This window comes from Pseudomonas cistanchae (assembly GCF_054483635.1).
In genome coordinates, this window is sequence record NZ_JBTLWN010000005.1 from 147,290 (window position 1) to 172,048 (window position 24,759).

Below are 24,759 nucleotides of genomic sequence, written 5' to 3' on the forward strand. Positions count from 1 at the left end.
TATATCGGCGAACAGCGGGATAACTTTAGCTACGTTTAGCCCGCCGAAGGCTCAACTTCGCTGCCTATGGCAGCCCAAGCGTCCTTGATTTGAACGAGCAGCGCTTCGACCTCTTCAAGGCTTTTCGCCTCGCGCTCGAGTGCCACGCCCGCGAGTTTGCGGGTCATGTATTCATACAGCGCGTCAAGATTGCCGGCGATTTCACCGCCCTGCTGCTTGTCCAGACTGGCCTGGAGAATACCAAGAATCGTGATGGTGCCACCTACTGCCAAGCCGCGCACTTCACTGTTACCTTCGACCTGCGCCTGCCGCGCCAGCAGCACGCGTTCGATAGCGCCATCTAGCAGCATCGCCACCGCACGGTATTGAGATACATCCTGGCTGGTCTTTACTTTCTTGTAGGTATCGATTGGCTTGCTCATATCATCAATCTCTCTTTGCAACGCCTGGCAGACTGGACAACGCACCGGCCAACCAATCGCTGGTGCGGCTAAGCTGGCCAACGAGGCTGTCCATTGCGTTGTATTGCGAATACAGCCTGGCCTGTATCGAGGCCACGCGGGTGTTCAGGGCGGTTTTCTGCTCATCCACATTGCTCAGGGTCTGCTGCAGCCCACTGACGCGCTGCTCAAGCACCCCCCCGGACTTCACATAACCGGAGATGCGGCCATCCAGGCGATTCATCAGCCCGGTTTCACCAGTGACAAAGGCACCGACGGCGTCATAGTTTTCTTTCAGCGCTGCATCGAGCTTGGTGTCATCGATTTTCAGCTTGCCATCTTTCTGCGTGGTGATACCCAGATCGGTCAATGCCCGCAGTTCACCGTTGGCAGGTGAACCGATTTCGGTACGAATGCCGCTGAGCAGGTTGCGGATCGATGAGTCACCAACCAGCCCGCCGGTGACGGGTTCTTTGCCCTCGCCGACCGACACGACGCTGGTCAAGCTGTTGGTTGTAGAAATCAGCTTGTTGTAGGAATCGACAAATTTCTTGAGGCTGTCCTTGACCGCCGAGGTGTTGTCGCCGACGGTCACGGTGACGCTCTTGCCCTCTTCTGCCTTGACCAGATCGAAGGTCACGCCTTCGATCACGCCAGAAACCGAGTTAGTCGCACTTTCCAGTTCGAGCCCGTCGATCTTGAATTTGGCATTTGCAGCCACGCTGAGCGCGGCTGGCATATCAGTCACCAGGGCCTGCAAACCTGCGCCGTCGGCGCTCAGGGTCAGGTCCTTGCCGGCGCCAGTTTTGTTTGAAGACAACACCAGACGAGAGGTATTGGCCACAGGGTCGGTAACGATATTGGCGCTGATGCCCTGATCTTTGAGCGTAGTATTGATGGAGTCGCGCACCTCTTTGAGAGTAGCGCCGTCTGCGACATCAATATCGTAGCTGTCAGTGCCCAACGAGACGGTAAGCTTTCCACCAGTCGTGAACGCGGCAGCGGAGGTTCCCGCCACCGAACCGGAAGCGATCTTGCTAGCAGACGCCAGCGTCGTCACTTCCATGGAATAGTTGCCCGCAAGGGCGGTTTTACTGGCAGATACGGTCACTTTTGCCGTATCGGACGATGTGGCCTTGCGCGTATCGAACAGGCTCAGGTCATTGAGGCTCTTGAGCGCGGTTTGGAATTCGCTCAGGGCGCCCTTGAGGGTGCCCAACGAGGAAATCCTGGAGGTCGTTGCCGACTCCAGGCGCTTGAGCTGCGCGTCTTTGGGTGCCCGTTCTGCGCCGACCATAGCTTTGACGATTTGATCAATGTCAACGCCAGATCCAATACCTGTAATGCCTGCCATGTTCTTAGCCTCGCCAAAGGGTTGACACCCTATTCCTGTTACCAGAATGGTAAACAAGTTTCATGCCAGTGATTCTAGGCCTCCGCCTTAAACAACAGACTGCGTACTTCGGATAAATTCTCGGCAAGCTTCAGCGCTTCTTCTGAAGGTATCTGCCGAATCACATCCCCGGAACTGGCATCCGTCACCTTTACCACAACGCGGCCGTTGCCATCGTCGAGAGAGAAGTTGATGTCGCGACGCACGGACTGCACGAACTCCTGAATATTGTTCATGGCCTTTTCCAGTTCCGCGCGACTCCCAGGCTTCTCTGGACGTTCGCTTTCAATGCCTGACTGCTTCGCTAACGCTTCGGCATCCGCGCCTGAGGCATTTGATATTTCCTGCTGTCTAGCCGTTAGCACATCGGCCGGCTTGATGCCCGGTTTCAACGAATCGCGTATCGAACCAATGTCCATAATTTTTTCCTCGGAATGAGGTAATGGGGGGAAGGTTGCCCTGCCCCCCATCGACGCTGCCTTTAACTTAGCCCAGGAGGCTAAGGACCGCCTGTGGCAACTGGTTGGCCTGGGCCAGAATCGCAGTACCTGCCTGTTGCAGAATCTGGTTCTTGGTCAGGTTAGCCGTTTCTGCTGCGAAGTCAGTATCCTGAATCCGACCGCGAGCTGCCGATACGTTTTCCGAGATGTTCTGCAGGTTACCGATGGTGTTTTCGAACCGGTTCTGCACCGCACCCAAGTCAGCGCGCTGCGCATCGATGGCCTGGATCGCCTGGTCGATGACCAGTACTGCTTTTTGCGAGCCCAGTACATCGGTGATGTCGATGTCGTCGACCAGGTTGCCGTCGGTGACTTCGCTTACCGCGATATCGGTAGTAGCAGCAGTTTTAGCCGCATCGACTGTGGCGCCGGAACCGAAGGTGAAGCTTTCGATCTTGTTGGCAGCCTGGCTGGCGGAACCAGAACCCAGTGCGGTTACCAGATCGATGCTGCCGTCTTCGTTCATGTAGGCACCGACACCGATGTTGGCATCGTTGATCACGGTGGCCAGAGCCTGAGCCTGCTGCGCTACGGTCGCACCGCTGGCGAAGGTTGCGGAGAAGGTACGCTCGGTACCACCTTCCAGAGTGACCTTGACCGCGATGGCACCCGAGGCACTTGCAGCGCTGCCGGCAACGCTCGACGCAGCGATGGAACCGGAGCTGAACGAACCCTTGAGGGATTCGGTGCTCATCTCGTCGATGGTAACGCTGATGGTTTCGTTCGCCGCACTACCGACCTGGAAGGTGGTGGTTTCGAACGAGCCGTCCAGCAGCTTTTTGCCACCGAAGGACGTGGTGTTGGAAATACGGTTCAGTTCTTTCTTCAGCTCGCTGACTTCGGAGTTGAGCGCCTTACGCTCTTCTTCGCTGTTCGAACCGTTAGCCGATTGCAGCGACAGATCACGCATACGCTGCAGAATGCTAGTGGACTGCTGCAGCGCGCCTTCAGCGGTTTGCGCAATCGAGATGCCGTCGTTGGAGTTCTTCACCGCAACATTCAGGCCGTTGATCTGGCTGCTCAGGCGGTTGGAGATTTGCAGGCCTGCCGCGTCGTCTTTGGCGCTGTTGATCCGCGAGCCGGTCGACAACCGCTGCAAGGACACATCCAGGGCTTTGGAAGAGGTGTTCAGGTTGCGCTGAGTATTCAGGGAAGCAATGTTTGTGTTGACTGTAAGAGCCATGATGTATGTCCTCCATCGGACCTAGCTTATTTGCCTGAGGCTGCGAAACCCGACTCTGCAGTTCTCAGGCAGCCATTGAGTTCGCATTCGTATTGCTTATCGGCTTGTGCAACCGGAGCTTTAGGGGAAAGTCGAAATTTTTTTCTTTTGCCTTGACAGGCTTCGGAACCATCTCGCTTTCGGCGTATTCCCTTGCACCTGACCACGCTATCGGCCGCTGCGTCTGTAGCTTTAGGAGCGCCGATAATGCGTTGACGAGGCTTGTGTATCAGCCATTGCACGGCCGAAGCGGCGCCTGAGGGCGTGCTATTCTCGGCAAGCCGTGCTGCGCAGATGCTCGTTCAAGGCCAGCCGCAGCGCGATCGAATCGCGCACCTCGTCCAGGTGACGCCAACCGGCTATCAAGAGGGCCATACATGGGAATCTATGCGGAGTTCATGTCCGAGCTGCAGGGTCAGTTCAAGGATTTCGGCTACAAGTGGACCAAATCTAAGGAGCTGTCCTGCGACTGGATTCTGCGCCGGTTGCCGGCCGGTACCGGGGTCGATGTGGGCGGCACCAGCTACCTGGTTAAGAAAGCCCTCGAACAAGGCTGCGACATCACCTACTTCGATTACTTCCCGCCCGCGGACAAGACCATCACCCGCTTTATCGCCGCTGACATGTCCGAATTCGCCGAGCACTTCCAGCCGCGCAGCCTGGACTTCATCAGCACCCGCCATACCCTCGAGCACTCGCTGAACCCGCTTTACCAGCTCTGGCAATACAACCGCACGCTCAAGGACGACGGCGTGCTGGTGGTCATCGTGCCGCAGCATTCCAAGGAATGGGTGTGGTTCTACTCGCACTTCAGCTGCGTGCCGATGGAAAACTGGCTGATGCTGTTCCACCGCGCGGGGTTTTCCATCAAGGAAGTCACGGCGGGAAGCTGGTGGAACGAGCACCCCGAATACATCGAATACCGTTTCGTGCTCGAGATAGAAAGCCGCGGCCTGCGCCTCGACAACCCCGAGCCGCGCCCCTGCTAGTCTGGTGCTATACGCCCACGGCTCCAGGCCGCGGGCCTGCAGAAGATGAAACGCTTAATCCGGCAACCAGGCCGCACGCCAGTTTTTCAGGTTCTTGCCGTCAAGCATCCAGTCACGCAATACGGTGTCGCGCAACTGGTCGCCGGCCTTGGCACAGGCGTCGAGATCGGCGATGTGCATGCGGATCGCCTCGACCCAATCGCGGAAGCGGTTCTTCACGCGCGTAACCGGCAAGCCATCCTGATAGCAGCGCACGTCGCTGCAGATCACCGGAAAACCGCAGGCGCCGTATTCCAAAAGGCGCAGGTTGCTTTTGCACTCGTTGAACAGGTTCTGCTCCACCGGCGCCAATGCAAGATCCAGGTTCAGCGCCGCGAGAGCCTGGGGGTACAGGCCAATATCGACACCTGCATGAACCTCCTTGACGAACGGACGAATGCTCTCAGGGCACATGCCGAAGAACACCCAGTCCACCTCATTGGCCAGTTCCTGAACCACATCGGCAATCAACTCCAGATCGCCGGTATGGCTGGAGCCCCCTGCCCAGCCCACCCGCGGCCGCGGTCCGCTCTGACGCTTGGCCTGTAGCCCCTTCCACCAGGTGGCCGGCAGACGGTTTTCGACGACCCGGATGTCCGGGTGCAGCCCGGCAAACGCCTCGGCCAGCGGCTGGGTCGAAACCACGAAGCGATCGACAAACGCCAACCCGCGCCGCAGCGACTTGAGAATGTCCTTGGGCATGTGCTGACGATGCACATTCTTCAACGGCAGGTTTGGCAGGTAATCGTCCAGCTCATAGACCTTGAATGCGGCGGAAAACGCGCGCATGCGCCGCATCGCTTCGAGCCGTGCTTCGCCGATCTGGCGTTGCAGCACGATCGTGTCGGGTTCGAACCGCTCCAGATCGGCCACATGCATCAGACCGCTGGACAATACGCCGTCGACGAGCCCCGCATCCTTCATTGCCATGAACGGCTGAATGACCCGGTAGTTGCCGCAGCCGAACAGGTCGGCCGGGTGTGCAAGCACGGTGGGCAGCGGCCGCCAGGCCTGCAAGGGCCGCCACGACAATTGCGGGTCGGCCAGTTTGAAGCCTTGCTCGGCCTGCAGTGAAAACCCTGGGTTATAGGCAGGGTCACGGGCCAGAATCGGCAGCCACTTGGCGTACATCGCATCTTCCTGGGCGGGGCTAGGCGCGGGCAGAGCCTGGGCGTCCATCAGCACTTTCGCTCTGGGCGTCCATACGTTCAGGTAGCCGGCCTGGCGGGCCTTGAGGCAGAGGTCGACATCTGCCCAGCGCGCCAGTTGCCGGTCCTCATCGAAACCGCCCAGCTCGATGAACAGCTCGCGCCGCAGCATCAGGCATTCGCCGCTGAGCGCCGAATAATTCTGCTCGACCTGCAGGCGCTGCATATAGCCGCCGGCATCGAACGACAAGCCTTCGAACGCCCGGCCTGCTGGCCCTTGCAGACCAAGCAGCAAACCGGCGTGGCGAACTCGACCATCGGCGCTCATCAACAGACCGCCGACCGCCCCGACCTCCGGTCGCATCGCGTGATTGAGCAGTTGCTGCAGCCACAGTGGGTCGAACAGCCCCGCCCCGGCGCTCAGCCACAACAGCATGTCGCCACGGGCCTCGGCCACCGCTTGGTTGCAGATGGTCTCGTTGCCGACGTCCTCGAAGCGCAGCACGCGAATGCGACCTTCACCCACCGCCTCGACCGCGGCCAGCCAGGCGTCGGTATCCGCCTGCTGCGGCCCCTGGGCCAGCAGTAGCACTTCGTAATGGGGATAGGCGGTGTTTTCCAGCAGGCTTTCCAGGCAGCGCTGCACCCGGGCCAGTTGGTCCTTGACGACGATTAGGATGCTCACCTGTGCCTGCTGCGCGTGCCCATAGTCAAGCTGATAGCAGCCTGGCGCGCTGCTGATGGCCTGCGGCTGCTCATAACCGCGGCTGCGCAGGTGGCGTTCGATCACCGCGCGCTCCTCGGGGTTGTCCTGCAAAAGCCCAAGATTGGCAGTCAGCAGCGGTTCGCTGATATGCCCGAGGCCGCCGAGGCCATATTGCTCAATCAGACGCAGCACGTAGGCGAGTTCAAAGGCCTGCTCGAACTCGGCCTCGAACCCGCCCTGCTCAAGCAGCAGGTCGCGGCGAAATAGCCAGTGGCGGGCCATACCGGCGGGAAAGCTGAGCAGCAGGTCGAGGTTGAAATCGGGCCGTAGCGCCATCCCCCGCTCACCGTCCGCGCCGAGCAGGATCTCATCGGCGTAGACCACCTGGCAGCCAGAAGCGCCGATCAGCTCCAGCGCCACGATTCGCAACCCGTTGGGGGTGAACTCCGCTCCCGCCTCCACCAGCAGTACCCAGTCGGCCTCGACCTTGCGAAGCGCGGCGTTGATGGCGGCAACCTGACGCCCCTGCTCCAATGAGATTACTTCGATAGAGTCGGTTGCCGGAGTGGCGGCCGTGATGGAAAGCAGTCGCACTTCAAGCGAGCCATGAAGATCATTCTGTGTAAGGCTGACAAGCGTCCGTTCGACCGCAGCGCCATCGCCCTGCTGGTCCAGCACCATCACTGCGATCCGCGGCCCGCCGTCGTGCTCTGCCAGCCGCTGCTCGACCAATCGCTGTTGCACCGGCGTCAGCTGCCGCGCCGCCAGCCAATCCTTCAGGGAAACGCCGCTCTGCCCGGCGGCTTTGTAGATCGCCCCGAGAATATCCATCGGTTTGAACACCCGCGCCTTGAGCCGGGTAATGGGCGCAACGTCGACGAAGCGGTTGCCTTCATTGCGGTACCAGCCCAGGTCGCGGATCGCTTGGCGGAAGTCCGCATGAGCCTTTTCGCCGATGCCTGGCGTATCTCGACCCAATTGGCTGAATTGCTCGCGGGACACGCGAAAATCAGTCAGCGGTTTGGCAAGCATGCCCAGATGACCGCGCTGCAGCAGCTTCACGTAAAGCGCAAGGTCAGCTACCCAGGTGATCCGTACGCCATTGAGCACCGCCATTTGCTCGCCGAACTCCAGCAGATCGGAACGCCGGCACATGACTGTACTGGGCTCGCCGATAAAGTTGACGGTGTAATCGGCTAGAAAGCTGCTAAGCCCCGGACCATCGATCAACACGTCTTCGCGGAACGGAAATACCGTGGCCAGGATGTCGGGCAGCGGGTTGCCCTCTTCGTCGATCAGTCGTCGGCGCGAGCTGACCAATGCAACGGATGGGTCCGCTTCCATCACCGCCAGCAACGACTCGATGCACTCCGGATGCAGGCGATCATCATCGTGCAGAAACTTGATGTAACTGCCTGACGCCAGCGTGACACAGCGAGTGGTGCTGCGTACCTCCCATAGACGCGTCTCGTTGCGCTGGTACAGCACCGGGAAATCCGCCACTGCGCGAAAGGCGTTGACCAGCGTTTCCACTTCATCCGTGCGCGAATCATCGCAGATCACCAACTCCAGCGGCCGGTAGGTCTGGCGCAGCAGGCTGTCGAGCGCTTCCTGCAGATAAACCGCCTTGTAGGCGGGCATGGCGACACTGACCAGCGGCCTGTCGTTGTTGTTAGTCATCTCAGCCACCTAGTGCCCCTTGGCGATTAGCGATTTCAGGCGACCGACCACCCGCGCGGAATTCTGGTCGTCGTGAAAATTGAAAAAGAATTTTTTCGTCAGTTGGTAGTGGCGGCTGCGAACCTGCTCCGGAAGGCTCAGTTCGCTGTCGAGTGCGGCCAGCAGGTCGGCAAAGCCCTTCACCACCGGCCCGGGAAACGCCAGGTCGATGTCGTACAGCAGCCCGTTCTGTTGCGCCTGGTAGTGCTCAAGGTCGTAGGCGAAGCTGAATACCGGCTTGTCGATATAGAGCGCATCGATGTACACCGAGGAGTAGTCGGTCACCACCAGATCGGACTCGCGCAGCACGGGCGCGATCTCGTGGATCACCTTGTGGCCGAGGTCGATGATGGTTTCGCCGTCGATGAAGCGCTCCATGTTGAACAGCTGCTCGCCTTTGCGGAAATAGTGCATGCGAAAACCGAATATCGCGTTGTGCTTGCTCATCAGCGCGCGCAGCTGCTGGATTTCGGCGTCGCTGAACTGATAGCACTGGGCAGCTTCCACGTCGCTTTCACGGAACGTTGGCGCGTAGGTAACGAGGCGGCGTTCGCCCTTGCAACGCCTTACCGCATCGACCTCATCACGCAGAAATGCGGGTAGATCCGGGTAGGCCATGCGCAAGAAATCGTTACGGGGCAACCCGGTCAGCCATAACCGGGAATAGGCGATGGGGTGGAAAATCGCGGCCATGGCGTAGCTGTCGACGTCGGACGAGCACACCAACCCCTGATAATAGGCGCGCTCCACCCGGCGAAAGCCGGTGCGGTCGGCACTCTTCTGCAAGGCCGGATTCGCCAGCACGAACAGGCGCTTCAACGGAATGCCATGCCACAGGTTGATGACGATACGCCGGGTCAGGTTGGCCCTGAGCAGCGAGAAGCCGCCATGCCTCCAACGCCAGGACATATCCAGGGCAATCGAGTTGGTCAGCAGATAAACCCCGCAGCGGGCCAGAGCGAGCAGTCCGGCCAGGCTTTGCAAATCCACCAGGTGGGTATTGCTCGTCGCTTCAAGACGCAGGTCGATGCCGGGTTCGCCACGGGTGAAGATCAGCTTGCGAATCGACGGGTCGCCCTTCACCTGCTCGAACACCGCCCGTGAGTTCTCGATGAACTGATCGCCTTTCAGCGGGTGGATAAAAAAGCCCCAGTGGTCGTGGCGCTTGGGCAGCACCTGATCGAACAGCCACCACAACGGCAGCAGCAGCCACTCGGCCAGCCGACGCGATACAACGTGCGCATGCCAGACCGACCTCAAGGCGCGACACTCGCGGTGGGCAACAGTTGAACGGCGCACAGGTGCAGCATTATCTGGTTGGCGGCGCTGATCACGACGCACTCGCCGCGATGATCAGGTCGCAAATCGCCTGCACGTCGTCCAGCGACAAGTCCGGGTAAATCGGCAGGCACAACACGCGCTGCGCCGTCGCACTCGCCACGGGCAGGTTGCCGGGCGCAGCCGAAGGTAAACCGCGGTACATCGGAAATTCGCTGATCAGCGGGAAGAAATAGCGCCGCACCATGATCCCCTTGTCGCGCAGCAGCTGGAACAGCTGATTGCGGTTCAGGGCAAAGCCATCTTCGACCAGCACCGGGAAATAGGCGTTGTTCGCCTGGGTCCGCGGCACTGGCGCAACGCAGCGCAGACCGGGAAGCGCGCCCAGCAACTCGCGGTACAGCTGATCGATTTCCCGGCGCCGGGCGAATGCCTGATCGATGTAGTTGAGCTGTAGCAAGCCGAAGGCCGCATTGACCTCGCTCATCTTGCCGTTGATTCCCGGCGCCACCACGGTGACCTCATCGACGAAACCGAAGTTCTTCAAGTGATTGATGCGCTGCTTGGTCTTTGCGTCAGGGCAGATGATGGCGCCGCCCTCGAAGGTGTTGAACACCTTGGTGGCGTGGAAGCTGAGCACGCTGAGATCGCCATGGCGCAGCACGCTACCGCCTTCATCGCCCACGGCGAAGGCATGGGCCGCATCGTAGATGACGCGCAGGTTGTAGTTGTCGGCGATGCGCGCGATTTCTTCCACGTCGCACGGGTTGCCATAGCAGTGCACAGGCATGATCGCGGTGGTTTGCGGGGTAATGGCAGCCTCGATCTTGGCGGGATCGAGGTTCAGGGTGACCGGGTCGATATCGGCGAACACCGGCTTGATGCCGTTCCACAACAACGAGTGGGCGGTGGCGACGAACGAATAAGGTGTGGTGATCACTTCACCGGTGATGCGCAGTGCCTGCAACGCGGTCACCAGCGCCAGGGTGCCGTTGGCAAACAGGGCGATGTGCTCGACGCCGAGGTACTCGCACAGCGCCTTTTCCAACGCCTGGTGCATGCTGCCGCCGTTGGTGAGAATGCGGCTGCTCCAGATTTTCTCCAGATAAGGGATGAATTCCTCAAGTGGAGGCAGCAAGGGGCTGGTGACAGGAATGATCTTGTTTTTCATTGGAGACACCCGGCGCTATTAAATGAATCGGCTGCAGCAAACAGCACGGCGCCAGAAAAACGGCGCGAGAGGCAAATAAAACCGCCCCTGGTGCTTCTTTGCAAGCAGCGTACCTATTCGCTCGCGTCGTCGCTCATGGCGTGCTGGCCGGCTAGCACAGCGATTCCGCCGGCCTCCAGCGAGTAGAGCAGCTGCGCTCCAGTATCGGACGACATCGGCAAAGCTGCCAGGACAGAGGCCGTCAAAAGGCTGCCACCAATGCGGTAGCGGCCGCTGATGTCGCCGCTGCGATAGTTGAGGATCAGGCCATGCAGCCCGTTCAGTTGTTCGCCGACCAGCGCAAGATCGAGGGCAAAGCCATACACATGTTCGCGCTGCCGCCCCAGCGGTTGCAGGGGCAGCGAGCTTTCGCCGTAGACGCCCTGCAACTCGAAGCCCACCGTGCAGCGGGCCATGATGGCGTCGTGCAGCGTCAGTTCCAGCGAAAGTTTCGAGCCGGACAATGACAATGCACACAAACGGAAAAAACCGATGGTCGGGAAGTCGATTCGCGCCACGTCCCGCGCAATGGCCAGCTCGTGGTTGTCGAGGAATGGCTGGCTCCAGTAACAGTCGCCGTCCACTTCTACGGTCTTGCCGTCCACCGGCAGTGCCAGCAGGTAGCACAACCCCTCGATCTCGTTTCGCTTCAGCAATTCGAGATACAGCGAACGGCGAGCACCCAGCGCCCGATAATCCAGGTCGCCATACAGGGTAAGCAGCCGCTGCATCCCGGCAACGAACACCTGGCGAAACGACGGCGAGCCAACGATCGCCTGAACCACGTGCAGGGCGCGTTGCAGGTTGGTGATGGCGATAAGACGGCGATACCAGTCGCCGCCCTCGACGCCGTCGAAATCATTCCATTCGATCGCCACCGAGCGCATGCGGTCATTGAAGTTCGACGCCACCGCGGTGTTCTGGGTAATCGAGGTCTGTGAACCCGCGGCACGAGTACGCCAGAGGTAAACCAGGTCGGTGATGATTGCGGTCTTTCGGCTGAGGAAATACGCGCGGTGCATGAAGGGCCGGTCGGCATACAGCAGGCCCGGCACCATGCCCAGGTTGTGCTCGCGCAGAAAGGCCAGGCGGAACACCTTGTTCCAGTAGAAGCCATCGTGAATCAGGTCAGGAAATTCGCTGACACTGCCAATCACCTGGCGCCGACTCCAGACAAACGGCTCGTAGAGAAAGGATACGGCCGACACCACACCCTCGGTCAGGCGTGCCGCACGCCCGATGACGATGTCGGCATCGGTGGCCAGCGCCTCGTCCATCAGCAGGCGATAGCCATCCGGCGTGACCAGGTCGTCCGAATCGACCAGCGCCACGTATTCGCCACGTGCGAGGGACACCCCCAAGTTACCGGATACCGCACCGCCCTCGTTGGTTTTGCTCAGGCAGCGGAAGTTGGCGTGCCTGGCCTCGTAAGCCCGGCAAATCTCCAAGCTGTTGTCGGTGCTGGCATCGTCGACCGCAATGATTTCGATATTGCGGTAGCGCTGCCCCAACAACGAATCGAAACAGGCCGGCAAGTATTCGGCGGTGTTGTAGACCAGCACAACGATTGAAAGCAGCGGTTGCATCGCGCATCTCCAGCGGCCCGCGGGCGGTTGCGGCGGCGGGCTCAGGCGCGCCAGTCGAGTAGTTGTTCGACGGCGTCCAGGTCGAACACCGGGATGCCGACGACCTGGCTGACATCCAGACGCTCGCGGAAAGAGTCGTCGATAAACAGCGAGCCCGCGCGTTTCTCGATGACCCGGCTCTTTGGCGAGCCATCGACGATATGGATGATTTCGCAGAACAGCTCGGGGCTGATCCGGTACTTGGCGAGGGTTTCCCGCGGGCAATGGGCATGGCGGGTAATCAGGACCACGGACACACCTCTGCCCATCCACTGATACAGCAGCGCCATCAACAGCGAATTGACCTGGCCGTTGATCACCAGGGTGTCGTCCAGGTCGAGGTACACGCGGTCGTATTCCAGGCCGATCTTGAAGCAGTTCTTCAGCGCGCGGTCCATCTGGATCGGGTAATCCTGCGCCAGCACGGAAAACGCCAGGCCCAGGTAGGCATACACGCTGAGCAACGGATAGTTGATGCCCAGGTTGCGCGACAGGCCCATGGAGCCGGCGATTCTCGGCGCGACCTCAAGCAGCTTGGCGCGGCCCTGACGGTCACGCTTGACCTGGAAGAACCAGGCGCCCTTGAACTGGAACGTCTGCGCAATGGCCGTTGCCATCGCCTCGACATCGGCTTCCAGCGGCACCGGCTGGGTGCGCACGCTGATGCCCGACTTGACCCGCGTGCGCTCGCGCGGCGAGGCCCGCAGCAATTGCCCTGCACCATCCGAGATGCAATCCACGGTGTACTCGGCGCCGGGCAGGTATTCGGAGAACACGAATTCCACCCCGCACTCGAGCAACTGCTGATGGCGCGCCGGGTCACGGATGATCTCCGCACCCTGGGAGCCCTGCCCGACCGCCGGCTTGGCGAAGATCGGGTAGGCCTCAGCCAGGCCATGAATGCTCGCGGGAATGAAATCGAAATGGGCAAGGTGCGCGTAGGTGGCGTTCTTGTTGCGGCAGATGCTGGCGCCTTCCAGTGCCGGCACCGCCGCCACGGCCTGCAACTGCTCGCGGCACTGCGCCAGTTTGAGGATCACGCTGTCGTGGGCCGGCACGACGATATCGATGTCCCACTCGGCGATCAGGCCGTTCAGTTGCGCGATGAAATCCGCCGAATCCACGTGCGCGTCGATCTGCCGGTAGCGGGCGTAGACGAACTCGCCGTGGTCGGAAACCGACGCGACCCCATACACCTCCACCGCTTTGCTGTACTTCAGCGCCGCATGGATCTCCAGGCCGATCTCCGACCCGCAGGGAAACACCAATACCTTAATTGCCAATGCCGCCCCCAAACACCGCCTGAATGACTCGCCGTGTCACCTGGCCATCGTTCAGCGCACAGAAGCGCTGGCGAAACCCGGTGTACCGCGATGCATAACGCTGCGCCACGCCCTGCACGTCCTGCAACAGCGCGATCAGCTGCTCGGTGGTTTGCGCCACCGGCCCTGGCAGATCGGTGTCGACGTCCAGGTAGAAACCGCGGATCTGCGAGGCGTACAGCGCCAGGTCATAGCAGTAGAACAAAATCGGTTTGCCGGTGACGGCAAAATCGAAGAACACCGAAGAGTAATCGGTGATCAGCACGTCGGCGATCATGCACAGCTCGTTGATATCGTCGAGGTGCGACATGTCGATCACGTTGCTCGGCAAGCTGGCCGCATCCAGCGCCTGCGACACCAGGTGATGGGCCTTGATCAGCAACACCTGATCGGGGGCGAGCGACGCGGCGAAGGCCTGCAGGTCGAGCTGCAGATCGAACTCGTGCTGCCAGGCGCCAATGGCCTTGTGATCGCGCCAGGTCGGCGCGTAGAGAATGAAGCGCATGCCGGCTGGCAAGCCAAGCCGTTCGCACAGCGCCGGCTGGTCTTGCGGCTGCAGCAGCGGATCGGTCAGCGGGTAGCCCAATTCGAGGATCGGCCCGGCATAACGGAAGGCCCGTTGAAACACCTCGGTCGAATAGGCGTTCTCGCTCAGCAGGACGCTCCAGGCACGGGACTCACGGTAGAAATTGTCGCGGGCGTTGACTTCCGGCCCACTCACTTCGATGTCGAACGACAGCCTTTTCAGCGGCGTGCCATGCCAGGTCTGCAGGTAGACCGTTTCCGCCTTCTTGCCGTGCCCGGCGAACAGCACATTGTTGACCCGGTATTTGGCCTGGGCCAGCAGCCTGAAATACTCGGGTGAACCGCGCTGAATGATCTGCGGGTTGCCCGGGATCGTCTGCCGCCCGCTGTACGCCCAGACGCAGCGCAGGTCCGGCCTGAGCGTGAGCAGCGCCTCATAGATATAGCGCGGGTTGCCCGAATAGCTCTTGCCGAGAAAGCTTTCGAACAGCACCAGATTTTCAATAAGGGGTAATTCCTGCAAATAGCGCGAGAAGCCAAACCTAGCGTTCTCCGATGCGGTTACGCCGGCATGTACCTCGGCGGCATCAACATACAGCGCTAGCGAACTCACGCTTTCGGTCAGGTAAGCCGATACGCCTGTCCCGCCGATTGTGGCTTGATAAAAATGCTTGGGAGCAGCGAGATCGACAACGCCATGCACCCGAGCGGGCTCGGCGGCTGCCTGACCTATGGGAGTTATCCATACATCCCATCTTCCGAAGGCGAGCGTGCTGATCTCGGCCAACACGGCCCTTGTGCCGTTCTCATCTTTGACGCAGGGCAGCAACACACGCTGCTTATCTGAGCGGGCAACTAAATGCAGAACACATTCCTGACTAACCGTGTCGCCTAAATCCAACGCGATGGTTAGGCCATTACCCAATGCACTTAACTCAAGTACAGTAACTGATGTTGTTTGGCCGCCACTGGTCAAAAATCTCTCCTCCGCATCAAACGATTCTGCTCTTCTGTTCTGGCGCTGATTTAGGAGTCAATAAAATAACACCTTCAGTCCCGAGCTTAAGCTGAACCCATTTGAACTCATACTCGTATTCAAAGCTCAAGCTATCCAAAAAAGCAGGAATTGTGACCACATCATCCCACTTATGATAGAGACACAGCGCCATTCGGGGCCGGAACCTTTCTATTGTTTCACGGGCGCCCTCCAAGGCCGGTATTTCTGCCCCCTCTATATCAAACTTAATAAAATCGATACGATCCAGACCGCGTTCCTTGACGTAATCATCCAAGGTAATCGTATTGACCTTGACTTCCCCCGGATACATTAACGACATCGACGCCTGCAGCTTTGTCAGCGCAATCGAGATCTCAACGCCACTGGTGTCAGCCAGGGCCAACTTGTTGATAAAGACCTTATCTGCAATCCCATTGCTTCTTACGTTGTGTTCCATCAGCAGCAAATTTTCGTCAAGAAGTTCAAATGCATGAACTTCGCAGTTACCACCCGCCTTTTCATTGAAAAGAACCGCGGTGTCGCCGATAAAAGCACCGCCATCAATAATGACATCACCGGCTTTGACGTCGAAATTCTCAGTTGCGTACTGATCAAAATGAATATCATGAACGCCAGTGAACCAGTCATAACCCAACAAGGAAAAGTTGTATCCCGCCTCCTTGTAATGTCTGACGCTGTACCTCACCCCGTTTATGTCTTCCTGGCCATGAACGGCGAACGACTGTTTTACCACATCATAATAGGCGTCACGCTCCGCTGGATCGACAATATCGATTTTGCCCCAGCGTTTCAGAAACCACATGATAAACCTGCGCTGCTGAACAGCATTCAGACGACGATAAACCCCACTGGATATGGACTCGAACGCATCTTTATATTGTTCTTGCAACGCAGAAAATTTTACCGACTCCTCGTCATTGAACGTTACGCTGGTCTTCAACAAATCCGCTAAAAAATCCATGGCATACTCGACTTTATTTATTATCACCTATGGAGCCAGCATAGCACTGACATCGCTATCGCTCTTGGTTAACGCTGCGCCTCGACATAAATCCTATGTATTCCTTGATCAAGGCAATACAACGAAGCTGAGCAACCAGACAGCATAGATGTCCGCGCACTGTTTCTGTAACCGCACTCGCTAAGACGCTTGATCAACGTTGCACTATCATACAGATAACGATGCCCCCAATTCCTGAACACCGCATTGATGTATTCAGCGGCTGTAGTAACACCTTCTTTTTTGACCCAGGGAAAATCAACCCATGTGCCTTTGCTTACTGTATCCAGAATTCTATCGATATCCGATGTCGCGATACGATGAACGCCGCCCGGTTTGAGTAAACCAATAATGGACTTGAGATACTGCTCGAATTGAATTGAGGTCATGCGTTCTGCAACTGCATCACTGTAAATACAATCAAACGGCATCGACGATGCATTGATCACCTCCCCCGACTGCACATCGAGGAAGTGCAGAGGGTCACCTGCGTCGAAAGTAGCTACTGTCCAGTTAGAATCTAGCTGGCGAGCCTGCATCCCGATGTATAGACACCTTTGAGTTTTATTGACAATGCCATATGAAGCATCGAGGGGTAGTTCTACTCCAGTCGAACTGACAAAGCCCTCGCTGTACACCAGGTAATTGGGCCCTTTTGCTGAATTGATGCGTTCTACTTTCTGCCTGACACCATCTTTCGATTTGAAAAAAAACCACATCAAGGCTTCATGGCAATAAACGGACGCCGCATAACTCCACTGCATCAACAATCGGCGCATGCTTTCCCAATTGTGAAAAGCACAATGCACAGGCAGTAATATATCCAACTGGGGTCTGCTGGAATTTCACGCGGTATAAGTAGATGGACACCCAGAACACCCTGCGGCGCCACCAACCGCTCAATGGCATCAAGCTCGGCACGATCCTTCAAGTGTTCAAATACAGCTGCCGCGGTCACCAGCGAAAACGACTCTGGCTGCGGGATGCCTGAGAATCGATTAACCAAAGGGGTGATGTATTCATCGTAACTAAACATATGTCGTTCGCGCTCAAGCAGCTCCGCTGCAAGGTCGCCGGTGCCTGATCCCCAGTCCAGAAGCGGGAGCCCCTGGGTGATCAGGCCGTGCTCTAACATGATATCGATGGCGGCAGCTTGACCCGCCAGGCGCCCTGCTCGGTTGTAGGGGTCTTCGGTGCCCTGATAAATCTCGGTATGGAACCGATTGTTCAGCGTTTCCCAATCCTTATCGGACATTCGAAGAAGCGTTGCGCAGACAGCGAAACCACAGTCATCACACTTCTCATAATCAAGCGACGTGAGCCCCCAGCTGTCGAAGTTCTTTGAAAAGAAATATTGCATGTTGCCGTTGCACACCATGCAACGCCCTTCATAGCTATAGTTCTTATCGCTGCTATTGGACCTGTCTCGGGGGCCAAGCTCTCTCACGTCCAATCCCATCATTTATTCCTTTGGGTGATTCTGAGCTTACGATCAACTTATACATAATCAACCAGGGCAGCGGAGCAGGAGTATTTCTATCAAGGCAAACTGCGACGCAAGCCATCAAGAATGTCCAAGTCGCTGGGCACTCCCTTGCCGTGCCCCTCAACCAGACGGCCTAATGCGAGTTTCAGCTCTGAGGACGAAATACCTTGCGTACGGGCCAGGTACTGCACCTCACAATGACTTTGTAGAAAATCGAATTTTCCTGTCCAGTCGTCGCCTATAGCAAAAATATCAACTTCATATCTGACGATATCTTCGACCTTCTGCTCCCAGGAAACTTCAGGGATTACCAGGTCGACGTATTTCAGCGCCTCGACTATTTCATAGCGCTGCTGATAGGGAATCAGGGTCCTTTTACCTTTTTGTGCATTAAATTCGTCGGTGGAGACGGCGACAATAAGCTTGCCGCCGAGCTGATGTAGCCGTTTTATTAGATTGAGATGGCCGATATGAAACATATCGAAGGTGCCATAGGTGATGACGGTTTTTGACATGGGAATAATTCCGGCTTGCAGTTCGCGATCAGATAAGCAGGGCAACTGATAGGCTCTTTAAGTCCGCCGGCAGCAAAATAACCGGCGATAGGATTAAGAACGTATAGCCGCTATTGGATGGTCGCGATACCAACGTCACATCTTGTTGAACAGATTCAGGCTGGCGATCTTCACGTAACTCTGCTGCGACGCTTCCAGGATGATCGACTGAAAGGACAGCCGCGACAGCGCCTCGGGATAGTCGAGCTCGCGCAGGTCGGCCTGGATGCCCTTGTTGACCAGGGACACGTCTTCGTTGTCGGTCAGCGTGGTCTCGATGACGTTGAGCCGCGCGCCGACCGAGCCGCGTACGCTGTCCACGTTGATCATGCCGTTATCGAGGTTGGTCAGGCCGACGGCGACCGTGTCGCGGATCTGCGCGTTGCTGCTGAGGGGGTCTTCCAGCGCACGACGCAATGCGGCAACGGTGTCGAGGATGCCCTGCTTTTGCCGTGTCGGGTCGACGGTCACCTGCAGGTTTTCGCCACCGACCGCTTCGCCGTCGAACAGGATGCTGACGCCGCGGAAAACCAGCTGGTCCTGGGTATCGGGATCGTCGTCCAGCGAGCCGCTGGCAAGCACCGGCGCCGGCGCGACCGCGCCTATCTCGAACACTTCGTAGCTGCTTGCGTCGGGGTTGCCGAAGATGATCTCGACGCCCGCATCCGGGAATCGCGGCGTGCCGGAAAATGCAACTTCGTCCTGCACCAGCGGCGCCGAGGCAGCCAGGGTCGAGCCCACAGCCGCACTGAGGTCCAGGGTGCTGTCCAGCCGGCCGGCGTTGGTGATGTTCTGGAAAATCGCCTTGCCGCTGTCGCTGATGGCGACGTTCTGCGAGCTGGCGATCTGCAATTTGCGCTGGCCCTCGTCGCCCTGGTAGCTGTAACTGCCGTCGCCGTCGCGCACGAACGCCTGGGTCTTGCCCTGGAAGCCAGAGAACAGGTACTCACCGCGTGCGTTGCGGGTGTTGACCAAGGAGAACAGCTCTTCCTCGCGCTCGCTGAGTTCGGCGGCGATCGAGTCACGATCCTGCACGCTCAAGCTGCCGTTGCCAGCCTGCACCGCCAGCTCACGCACCCGCTGCAGCACAGTGTTGACTGAGTTCAGGGTCGCCTCTTCCTGTTTCAGGCTGTTGTCCGCCGCCGCCAGGTTGTCCTTGTATTGGGTGAGGACGTTCTGCTGCTGCTCCAGTTGCAACAGGCGCACCGACGCAACCGGATCATCGGCAGGCGTGAGGATGCGATTGCCGCTGGCAATCTGCTCCTGCGTGCGGGTGACCTCGGCATAGTTACGCTGCAGGCCGGAAACCCCGTTGTTGAATGCCTGTATCGTCGAAATGCGCATGGAACCTTACCTCTTGGGTGGCCGGGCGTGCGCTCGGCGACCACTGTCTGTTCGCCAGCACGCTGGCTCTTACACGAGAACGGGTGCGTTGTGCAGCGGCCGTTATCTGAATGCGCCTATCAGGGTATCGAACAAAGAGCGCGCAACTTGAATCACTTGTGCCGAGGCGTTGTAGTACTGCTCGAACTTGATCAGGTTGGCGGCTTCTTCATCCAGGCTCACCCCGGACAGCGAATCGCGATTGTCGGTCGCCTGTTTAAGGATAGCGCTTGTGGCAGTACTGTCCTGCCGTGCCTGCGCGGTCAGGGTGCCCACACGTTCGACCATGTCGCCGTATCCGTCGGTAAAGCTGGAGCCGGTGCCGATCGTCGTCACGGTCGGGTCCACGCCGACGGTCTGTTTCTTTTGCAGGTCCACCAGCTTCAGCGCATTGCGGTTATCCGACACGCCGTTCTGGTTGAAGGCCACGGAGAAGGTGTCGCCCTCCTCCGGCCGACCGCCAAGGGTCATGCGCAGGTTGCTGCCGTCCGCCAGGGTCAACTCATAAGTGTTTTGCTGGCCGGGCTGGAAGGTCGCGGGCGTCGCCGGTGCACCAGTGTTCGGGTTGATCCGGGTCAGCGTCGCACCAGCAGGCACGGTGAAGTCGCTGGCCGTCGCGTCGTAGGTCAGGGTAACCGGCAACGCACCCTGCAGCGCGACGGGGTCAATCGCGACACCCGTGCTCTGCAGCTCGGGTTGACCGATGGTCGCGTTGCCGCGGTTCTGCAAGCCGGCATCGGAGCGCACCGGCGCAGCGAATGCGAGTTGATCGGGTTGATCCAGCACGGTCGAAATCGCCGTGGCGCCGCGGCGGGTCGGTTGCAGCAGATAGCGATCACCATCGTCGGCAAGCGCCAGCTCAGCGGCGCTGAACGACACCTCGAAACCCTGATCGCGCGGCGGCGAAGGTGCGATCACGTTGGGGTCGGCAAAACTCAGGGTGTAGTTGCCCGAACCATCGTCCGTGGCGGTAACCGTGATATCCGCCCCATCGGTCAACCGCCGCGCGGTGAAGGTCGGCGGCGGGCCGCCGGCATCCAGGGAAAGACGGTAATCGCTGGTGGTCAGGATGCTGGTGTCGGTGATGTTCAGCAACGGCTGGGCATTGCCGGTGTTGGTTGCGGAGGAACGCACCCGCAACGCAGCCGCTTCGGCGGTGTTGAAATCGCCGAACAACGCAGTGCCGACCTGGCCTTTCAGGTCCAGGCCCTGGGCCAGCTGGCTGTTGACCTGATCGCTGACGGCCAGGGCGATACGCCCGAGGGAGTTCAGGGTCGGGTCCAGGGATTCGGAACGGTAGCGGATCAGCCCGCCCAGCTCACCGCCGGTGAGCAGCGAAGTCACGCCCTGACGCGAGTTGCCGCTGACGAAGTCGATCTCGAAACGGGTGGGATCGTCGCGCCCCGGCACCGCTTCCAGACGGCTGGTAGTGCTGCCGACGACCAGCGGCTGGCCCGAGCCGACGAACAGGTTCAGCGAGTTGTCGTCCTGCGGCACCACGGTCACGCCGATAAAGGTGGACAGCTGACGTACCGCCTCTTCGCGGGCATCCAGCAGGTCGTTGGGCTGCTTGCCGTTGGCGGCAGCAATGGCGATCGCATCGTTGTAACCGGCGATCGAAGACGCCAGCCGATTGACCTGCTCGGTCACCGCCGACATCTGTTTGTTGATGAATTCGTTCTGCTCGTTGATACGGTCGTAAACCGTATTGAAGCGCTTGGCCAAGCCCTCAGCTTCGGACAGCACCAGCTGCCGCGCCGGGATGTTGGCCGGGTCTTCCGCGGCGGTCTGCATGGCCGAAAAGAACGACTGCAGCGATGGCGTGATGCCGGTGGTCTTGCCGGCAAGCAGCGAGTCGAGCTGCTCGATCTGGCTTCTGTACGCCTCCACATCGGAGCTCAGCGCCGTGCTGCTGCGTACCTGGGTGGTGAGAAACTCGCTGTACGAGCGGCGAATATCGACCAGGGTGGTACCGGAACCGATATAGCCGACCCCACTGAATTGCGGGTTGTTGGTCGCCTGCACCGCGTCCTGCCGGGAGAAGCCCGGCGTGTTGACGTTGCTGATGTTATGGCCGGTGACCGCCAGCGACGTCTTGTTCGCGGACAATCCTGAGAGGCCAATTTTAAGGAGGTCAGCCATGGTTCATCATCCGTTGGTGGACGGCGTGCTGACGGCCGCGACGGTTTGATAGGTCTGCATCTGCCGGGCTATCTGATTGATCTTGCGAGCGTACTGCGGGTCGGTGGCGTAACCGGCCTGCTGCAATTCACGGACGAAACGCTCGGGGTTGTCCGTGGATTTCAGCGCGCCCTGGTAGCGACCGTTGTTCTGCAGGAAGCTCACGTAGTCATCGAAACTGCTGGCATAGGAGTCGTAGGCGCGGAACGAGGCCGCTTCCTTGACCGGCTTGCCGCCCTTGTATTCGGTGGTCAGCACCCGTGCCGAATCGCCGTCCCAGCTGTTGTGGGTCTTGATGCCGAACAGGTTATGGCTGCTGGAACCATCCTGCTGACGGATGATCGACTTACCCCAACCGGTTTCCAGCGCGGCTTGTGCCACCAGGTAGCGCGGGTCGACACCGATCTTCTCGGCGGCCTTCTCGGCCATCGGCAGCATGGTGGCGATGAATTCGTCCTTCGAGCCGAACGCAGCCTTGCCCGGTGCCAATGGTGGTTGAGCCAAACTCCGGCCCGTGATGGCATCGCTGCCGCTCAGGCTCAGCGTCTTGTCGTTGGGGGCGGCAAATGCCTTGGCGGGAATCCAGTCGTTCTGTGCCAGCGGCTGCCCATCGGCGCTGCCGGCCGACGGAACGATGCCCGCCAACAGCCGATCGGTCAGCTTGCCGGGTAGCGACAGGCGCCGCTGATTGATCAGAGACGAATCATCACGCCCGCCCTCGACCTTCGCCATGGGCTTGCTTGGCGCACTCGGCACCGGCTCATCGACCTGGGCGAATGGGTTCGGCCGGCTGTCGGCGTCCCGCATCTTCGACATCTGCCGCACCAGCACATCGGCCAGGCCAATGCCGTTCTGGTGATTGGACATGGTCACGGAGAGCTGCTGGTCGTACATGTCCTGGTAGCTTTTGCTCTCGTTGCTGTTCATGAAGTTGCCTTCACCGAACCCTTCGTTGGCTGAGCGCATGGCCTTGAGCATTTCGTTGAGGAACAGCGACTCGAATTCCTGAGCCGTCTTACGGATGTTCTGTTCGCTGTCGCCGCCAACCTTGAATTGCTGCAGGCGATTCAGGTCATTGAAAGAGCCGCTGTCTATCGGGCTTTTGCCCGAGCCAAGCAAACCGGCGGAGAGTCGAGAGTCCATCGCGTGTGCTCCCTTTTTTAGATAACGATCAGGTCAGCCTGAAGGGCGCCAGCTTGCTTGAGCGCCTCCAGAATGGCCATGAGGTCGGAAGGTGCGGCGCCCACCTGGTTCACCGCGCGGACGATTTCATCCAGGGTCGTGCCCGGGCCGAACTTGAACATTGGCTTGGCTTCCTGCTCGGCGTCCACCCGCGAACGCGGCACCACGGCGGTGGCGCCACCCGACAGGGCTTCGGGCTGGCTGACGATCGGGTCTTCGGTGATGGTCACGGTGAGGCTGCCATGGGTCACGGCGGCTGGCTGCACACGCACGTTCTGGCCTATGACGATGGTGCCGGTGCGCGAGTTGATGATGACCTTGGCCACGGCCTGGCCGACATCCACTTCGAGGTTTTCCAGGATCGATAGGTAGTCCACCCGCTGATTCGGATCGAGCGGTGCGCTGACCCGAATCGAGCCGCCATCGAGCGCCTGAGCCACGCCCGGGCCGAGCAGTTCATTGATGTGGTCGACGATATTCTTGGCAGTGGTGAAGTCCGGACGGTTGAGGTTCAGGGTCAGGGTGTTGCCCTGGTCAAACCCGCTCGGAACTGGCCGCTCGACGGTCGCGCCGCCGGGTATGCGTCCGGCCGACGGAATGTTGACGGTGATCCGCGAGCCGTCGCCGCCTTCGGCGTCGAAGCCGCCTACCACCAGGTTGCCTTGGGCGATGGCGTAGACGTTGCCGTCGATGCCCTTCAAGGGCGCCATCAGCAGGCTGCCGCCGCGCAGGCTCTTGGCATTGCCGATCGAGGAAATGGTGATGTCGATGGTCTGGCCCGGCTTGGCGAACGGCGGCAGGTCGGCATGGATCGACACCGCAGCGACGTTCTTCAGCTGCACGTTGCCACCTTGCGGCACCTTGATGCCGAACTGCGCCATCATGTTGTTGAAGGTCTGCACGGTGAACGGTGTCTGGGTGGTCTGGTCGCCGGTGCCGTTGAGGCCCACGACCAGGCCGTAGCCGATCAACTGGTTGCTGCGCACGCCCTGGATGCTGGCAAGGTCCTTGAGCCGCTCAGCTTGAGCGGTAGTGGCCAGCAGCAGTGCGATCACCGCGATGATTGATTTGAACATGCGCATGCTCCCCAGCCTCAAAACGGCCACAGCGGGCTGATAAAGAAGCGATCCAGCCAACCCGGCTGAGCCGCGTCGGCAAAGGCGCCAGTACCCGAATAGGTGATACGCGCATCGGCGATCCGGGTTGAAGGTACGGTGTTGTCAGTGGAAATATCATCGGCGCGAACCAGGCCGGAAACCCGCACCAGCTCGTCGCCGGTATTGAGCGTCATCCACTTCTCGCCGCGCACCGAGAGAATGCCGTTAGGCAGCACTTCGGCAATGGTCACGGTGATCGAACCGCTCAGGCTGTTGCTCTGCCCGGCTTGACCGGAACCTTCGGTTTCGCGGTTGGCTTCGTAACTGGAGTTCAGGCCCAGGTTGTCGGCGCCCATGCCCAGCGCGCCGAGACCTTTAAGCGGATTACTCGGCGTGACGGCCATGCCGAACAGGGTCGGCAAGCCAATGTCGGTGGCGCTGTCCTTCTGGATCTGGCTGTTGGCGTTCTTGCTGGCCTGGGTCCGCTCGTTGAGCGTGATGGTGATGATGTCGCCCACCCGGTGCGCCTTGCGATCATCGAACAGGCTGTTTTCGAAACCGGCCTGATAGATGGCGCCATTGGTCTGCGCGGCTGGTAGCGGGGTGCGCGGCAGCACCGGCGCGTAATAGGGATCGTCCGGCTTGGGCGCGGGCGCCATGCAGCCGCTCAAGAGCATCGAGCCACTGACTGCGAGAAGAATCAAAAGCCGGTTCATAACCACTACCTCACGGCGTATCACTG

Annotated in this window: 20 protein-coding genes; 1 reads left to right on the plus strand and 19 read right to left on the minus strand. The window is 59.4% G+C overall.

Annotated elements, in window-relative coordinates:
- Positions 1-35: 35 nt before the first annotated feature.
- The 4 genes from fliS to ACX0MV_RS15090 all read right to left on the minus strand — a co-directional run bounded on the left by fliS (position 36) and on the right by ACX0MV_RS15090 (position 3,516).
- Positions 36-422, minus strand: a complete 387-nt coding sequence (fliS, locus tag ACX0MV_RS15075) for a flagellar export chaperone FliS (protein ID WP_458983337.1) — start codon at positions 420-422, stop codon at positions 36-38.
- Positions 423-426: 4 nt separating this feature from the next.
- Positions 427-1,794 carry a flagellar filament capping protein FliD gene (gene fliD, locus ACX0MV_RS15080; protein WP_458983564.1) on the minus strand — a complete coding sequence of 456 codons (1,368 nt, stop codon included), beginning with the start codon at positions 1,792-1,794 and terminating at the stop codon, positions 427-429.
- 74 nt (positions 1,795-1,868) lie between these two features.
- Positions 1,869-2,252: a flagellar protein FlaG gene (locus ACX0MV_RS15085; RefSeq protein ID WP_458983338.1), complete on the minus strand. Its 384-nt coding sequence runs from the start codon at positions 2,250-2,252 to the stop codon at positions 1,869-1,871.
- Between the two features lie 67 nt (positions 2,253-2,319).
- A complete protein-coding gene (locus ACX0MV_RS15090; protein ID WP_458983339.1) occupies positions 2,320-3,516 on the minus strand; it encodes a flagellin in 1,197 nt (398 codons plus the stop codon).
- A gap of 416 nt (positions 3,517-3,932) precedes the next feature.
- Between ACX0MV_RS15090 and ACX0MV_RS15095 the strand changes: the two genes are divergently transcribed.
- Positions 3,933-4,544 carry a methyltransferase domain-containing protein gene (locus ACX0MV_RS15095; protein WP_458983340.1) on the plus strand — a complete coding sequence of 204 codons (612 nt, stop codon included), beginning with the start codon at positions 3,933-3,935 and terminating at the stop codon, positions 4,542-4,544.
- A 54-nt stretch (positions 4,545-4,598) separates the two neighbouring features.
- On the opposite strand, the gene ACX0MV_RS15100 is transcribed toward ACX0MV_RS15095, so the two are convergent.
- From ACX0MV_RS15100 to flgH, 15 genes are all read right to left on the minus strand, one after another.
- Positions 4,599-8,117 (minus strand): glycosyltransferase, encoded by a 3,519-nt coding sequence (locus tag ACX0MV_RS15100; protein WP_458983341.1) that lies wholly within the window; start codon positions 8,115-8,117, stop codon positions 4,599-4,601.
- Between the two features lie 9 nt (positions 8,118-8,126).
- Positions 8,127-9,455: a CDP-glycerol glycerophosphotransferase family protein gene (locus ACX0MV_RS15105; RefSeq protein WP_458983342.1), complete on the minus strand. Its 1,329-nt coding sequence runs from the start codon at positions 9,453-9,455 to the stop codon at positions 8,127-8,129.
- 31 nt (positions 9,456-9,486) lie between these two features.
- On the minus strand, positions 9,487-10,605 hold the full coding sequence (locus tag ACX0MV_RS15110; protein WP_458983343.1) for a DegT/DnrJ/EryC1/StrS family aminotransferase: 1,119 nt from the start codon (positions 10,603-10,605) through the stop codon (positions 9,487-9,489).
- Positions 10,606-10,718: 113 nt separating this feature from the next.
- Positions 10,719-12,230 (minus strand): glycosyltransferase, encoded by a 1,512-nt coding sequence (locus ACX0MV_RS15115; protein WP_458983344.1) that lies wholly within the window; start codon positions 12,228-12,230, stop codon positions 10,719-10,721.
- A 41-nt stretch (positions 12,231-12,271) separates the two neighbouring features.
- On the minus strand, positions 12,272-13,552 hold the full coding sequence (locus tag ACX0MV_RS15120) for an ATP-grasp domain-containing protein (RefSeq protein ID WP_458983345.1): 1,281 nt from the start codon (positions 13,550-13,552) through the stop codon (positions 12,272-12,274).
- A complete protein-coding gene (locus ACX0MV_RS15125) occupies positions 13,542-14,729 on the minus strand; it encodes a CDP-glycerol glycerophosphotransferase family protein (RefSeq protein WP_458983346.1) in 1,188 nt (395 codons plus the stop codon). The genes ACX0MV_RS15120 and ACX0MV_RS15125 overlap by 11 nt, the downstream gene beginning before the upstream one ends.
- Positions 14,730-15,108: 379 nt before the next feature.
- A complete protein-coding gene (locus ACX0MV_RS15130; RefSeq protein ID WP_458983347.1) occupies positions 15,109-16,095 on the minus strand; it encodes an FkbM family methyltransferase in 987 nt (328 codons plus the stop codon).
- 68 nt (positions 16,096-16,163) lie between these two features.
- Positions 16,164-16,913 carry a hypothetical protein gene (locus tag ACX0MV_RS15135; RefSeq protein WP_458983348.1) on the minus strand — a complete coding sequence of 250 codons (750 nt, stop codon included), beginning with the start codon at positions 16,911-16,913 and terminating at the stop codon, positions 16,164-16,166.
- Positions 16,898-17,593: a class I SAM-dependent methyltransferase gene (locus ACX0MV_RS15140; RefSeq protein WP_458983349.1), complete on the minus strand. Its 696-nt coding sequence runs from the start codon at positions 17,591-17,593 to the stop codon at positions 16,898-16,900. The genes ACX0MV_RS15135 and ACX0MV_RS15140 overlap by 16 nt, the downstream gene beginning before the upstream one ends.
- 80 nt (positions 17,594-17,673) lie before the next feature.
- Entirely contained in the window at positions 17,674-18,135 is a 462-nt protein-coding gene (gene tagD, locus ACX0MV_RS15145) for a glycerol-3-phosphate cytidylyltransferase (protein ID WP_458983350.1), read from the minus strand.
- Between the two features lie 135 nt (positions 18,136-18,270).
- On the minus strand, positions 18,271-19,518 hold the full coding sequence (flgL, locus tag ACX0MV_RS15150) for a flagellar hook-associated protein FlgL (protein WP_458983351.1): 1,248 nt from the start codon (positions 19,516-19,518) through the stop codon (positions 18,271-18,273).
- Between the two features lie 102 nt (positions 19,519-19,620).
- Positions 19,621-21,699 (minus strand): flagellar hook-associated protein FlgK, encoded by a 2,079-nt coding sequence (gene flgK / locus ACX0MV_RS15155; RefSeq protein WP_458983352.1) that lies wholly within the window; start codon positions 21,697-21,699, stop codon positions 19,621-19,623.
- Positions 21,700-21,705: 6 nt separating this feature from the next.
- On the minus strand, positions 21,706-22,881 hold the full coding sequence (gene flgJ, locus ACX0MV_RS15160; RefSeq protein ID WP_458983353.1) for a flagellar assembly peptidoglycan hydrolase FlgJ: 1,176 nt from the start codon (positions 22,879-22,881) through the stop codon (positions 21,706-21,708).
- Between the two features lie 17 nt (positions 22,882-22,898).
- Entirely contained in the window at positions 22,899-24,002 is a 1,104-nt protein-coding gene (locus ACX0MV_RS15165) for a flagellar basal body P-ring protein FlgI (protein WP_458983354.1), read from the minus strand.
- An 11-nt stretch (positions 24,003-24,013) separates the two neighbouring features.
- Positions 24,014-24,733, minus strand: coding sequence for a flagellar basal body L-ring protein FlgH (flgH, locus tag ACX0MV_RS15170; RefSeq protein ID WP_458983355.1), 720 nt, complete (start codon positions 24,731-24,733; stop codon positions 24,014-24,016).
- Positions 24,734-24,759 lie beyond the last annotated feature (26 nt).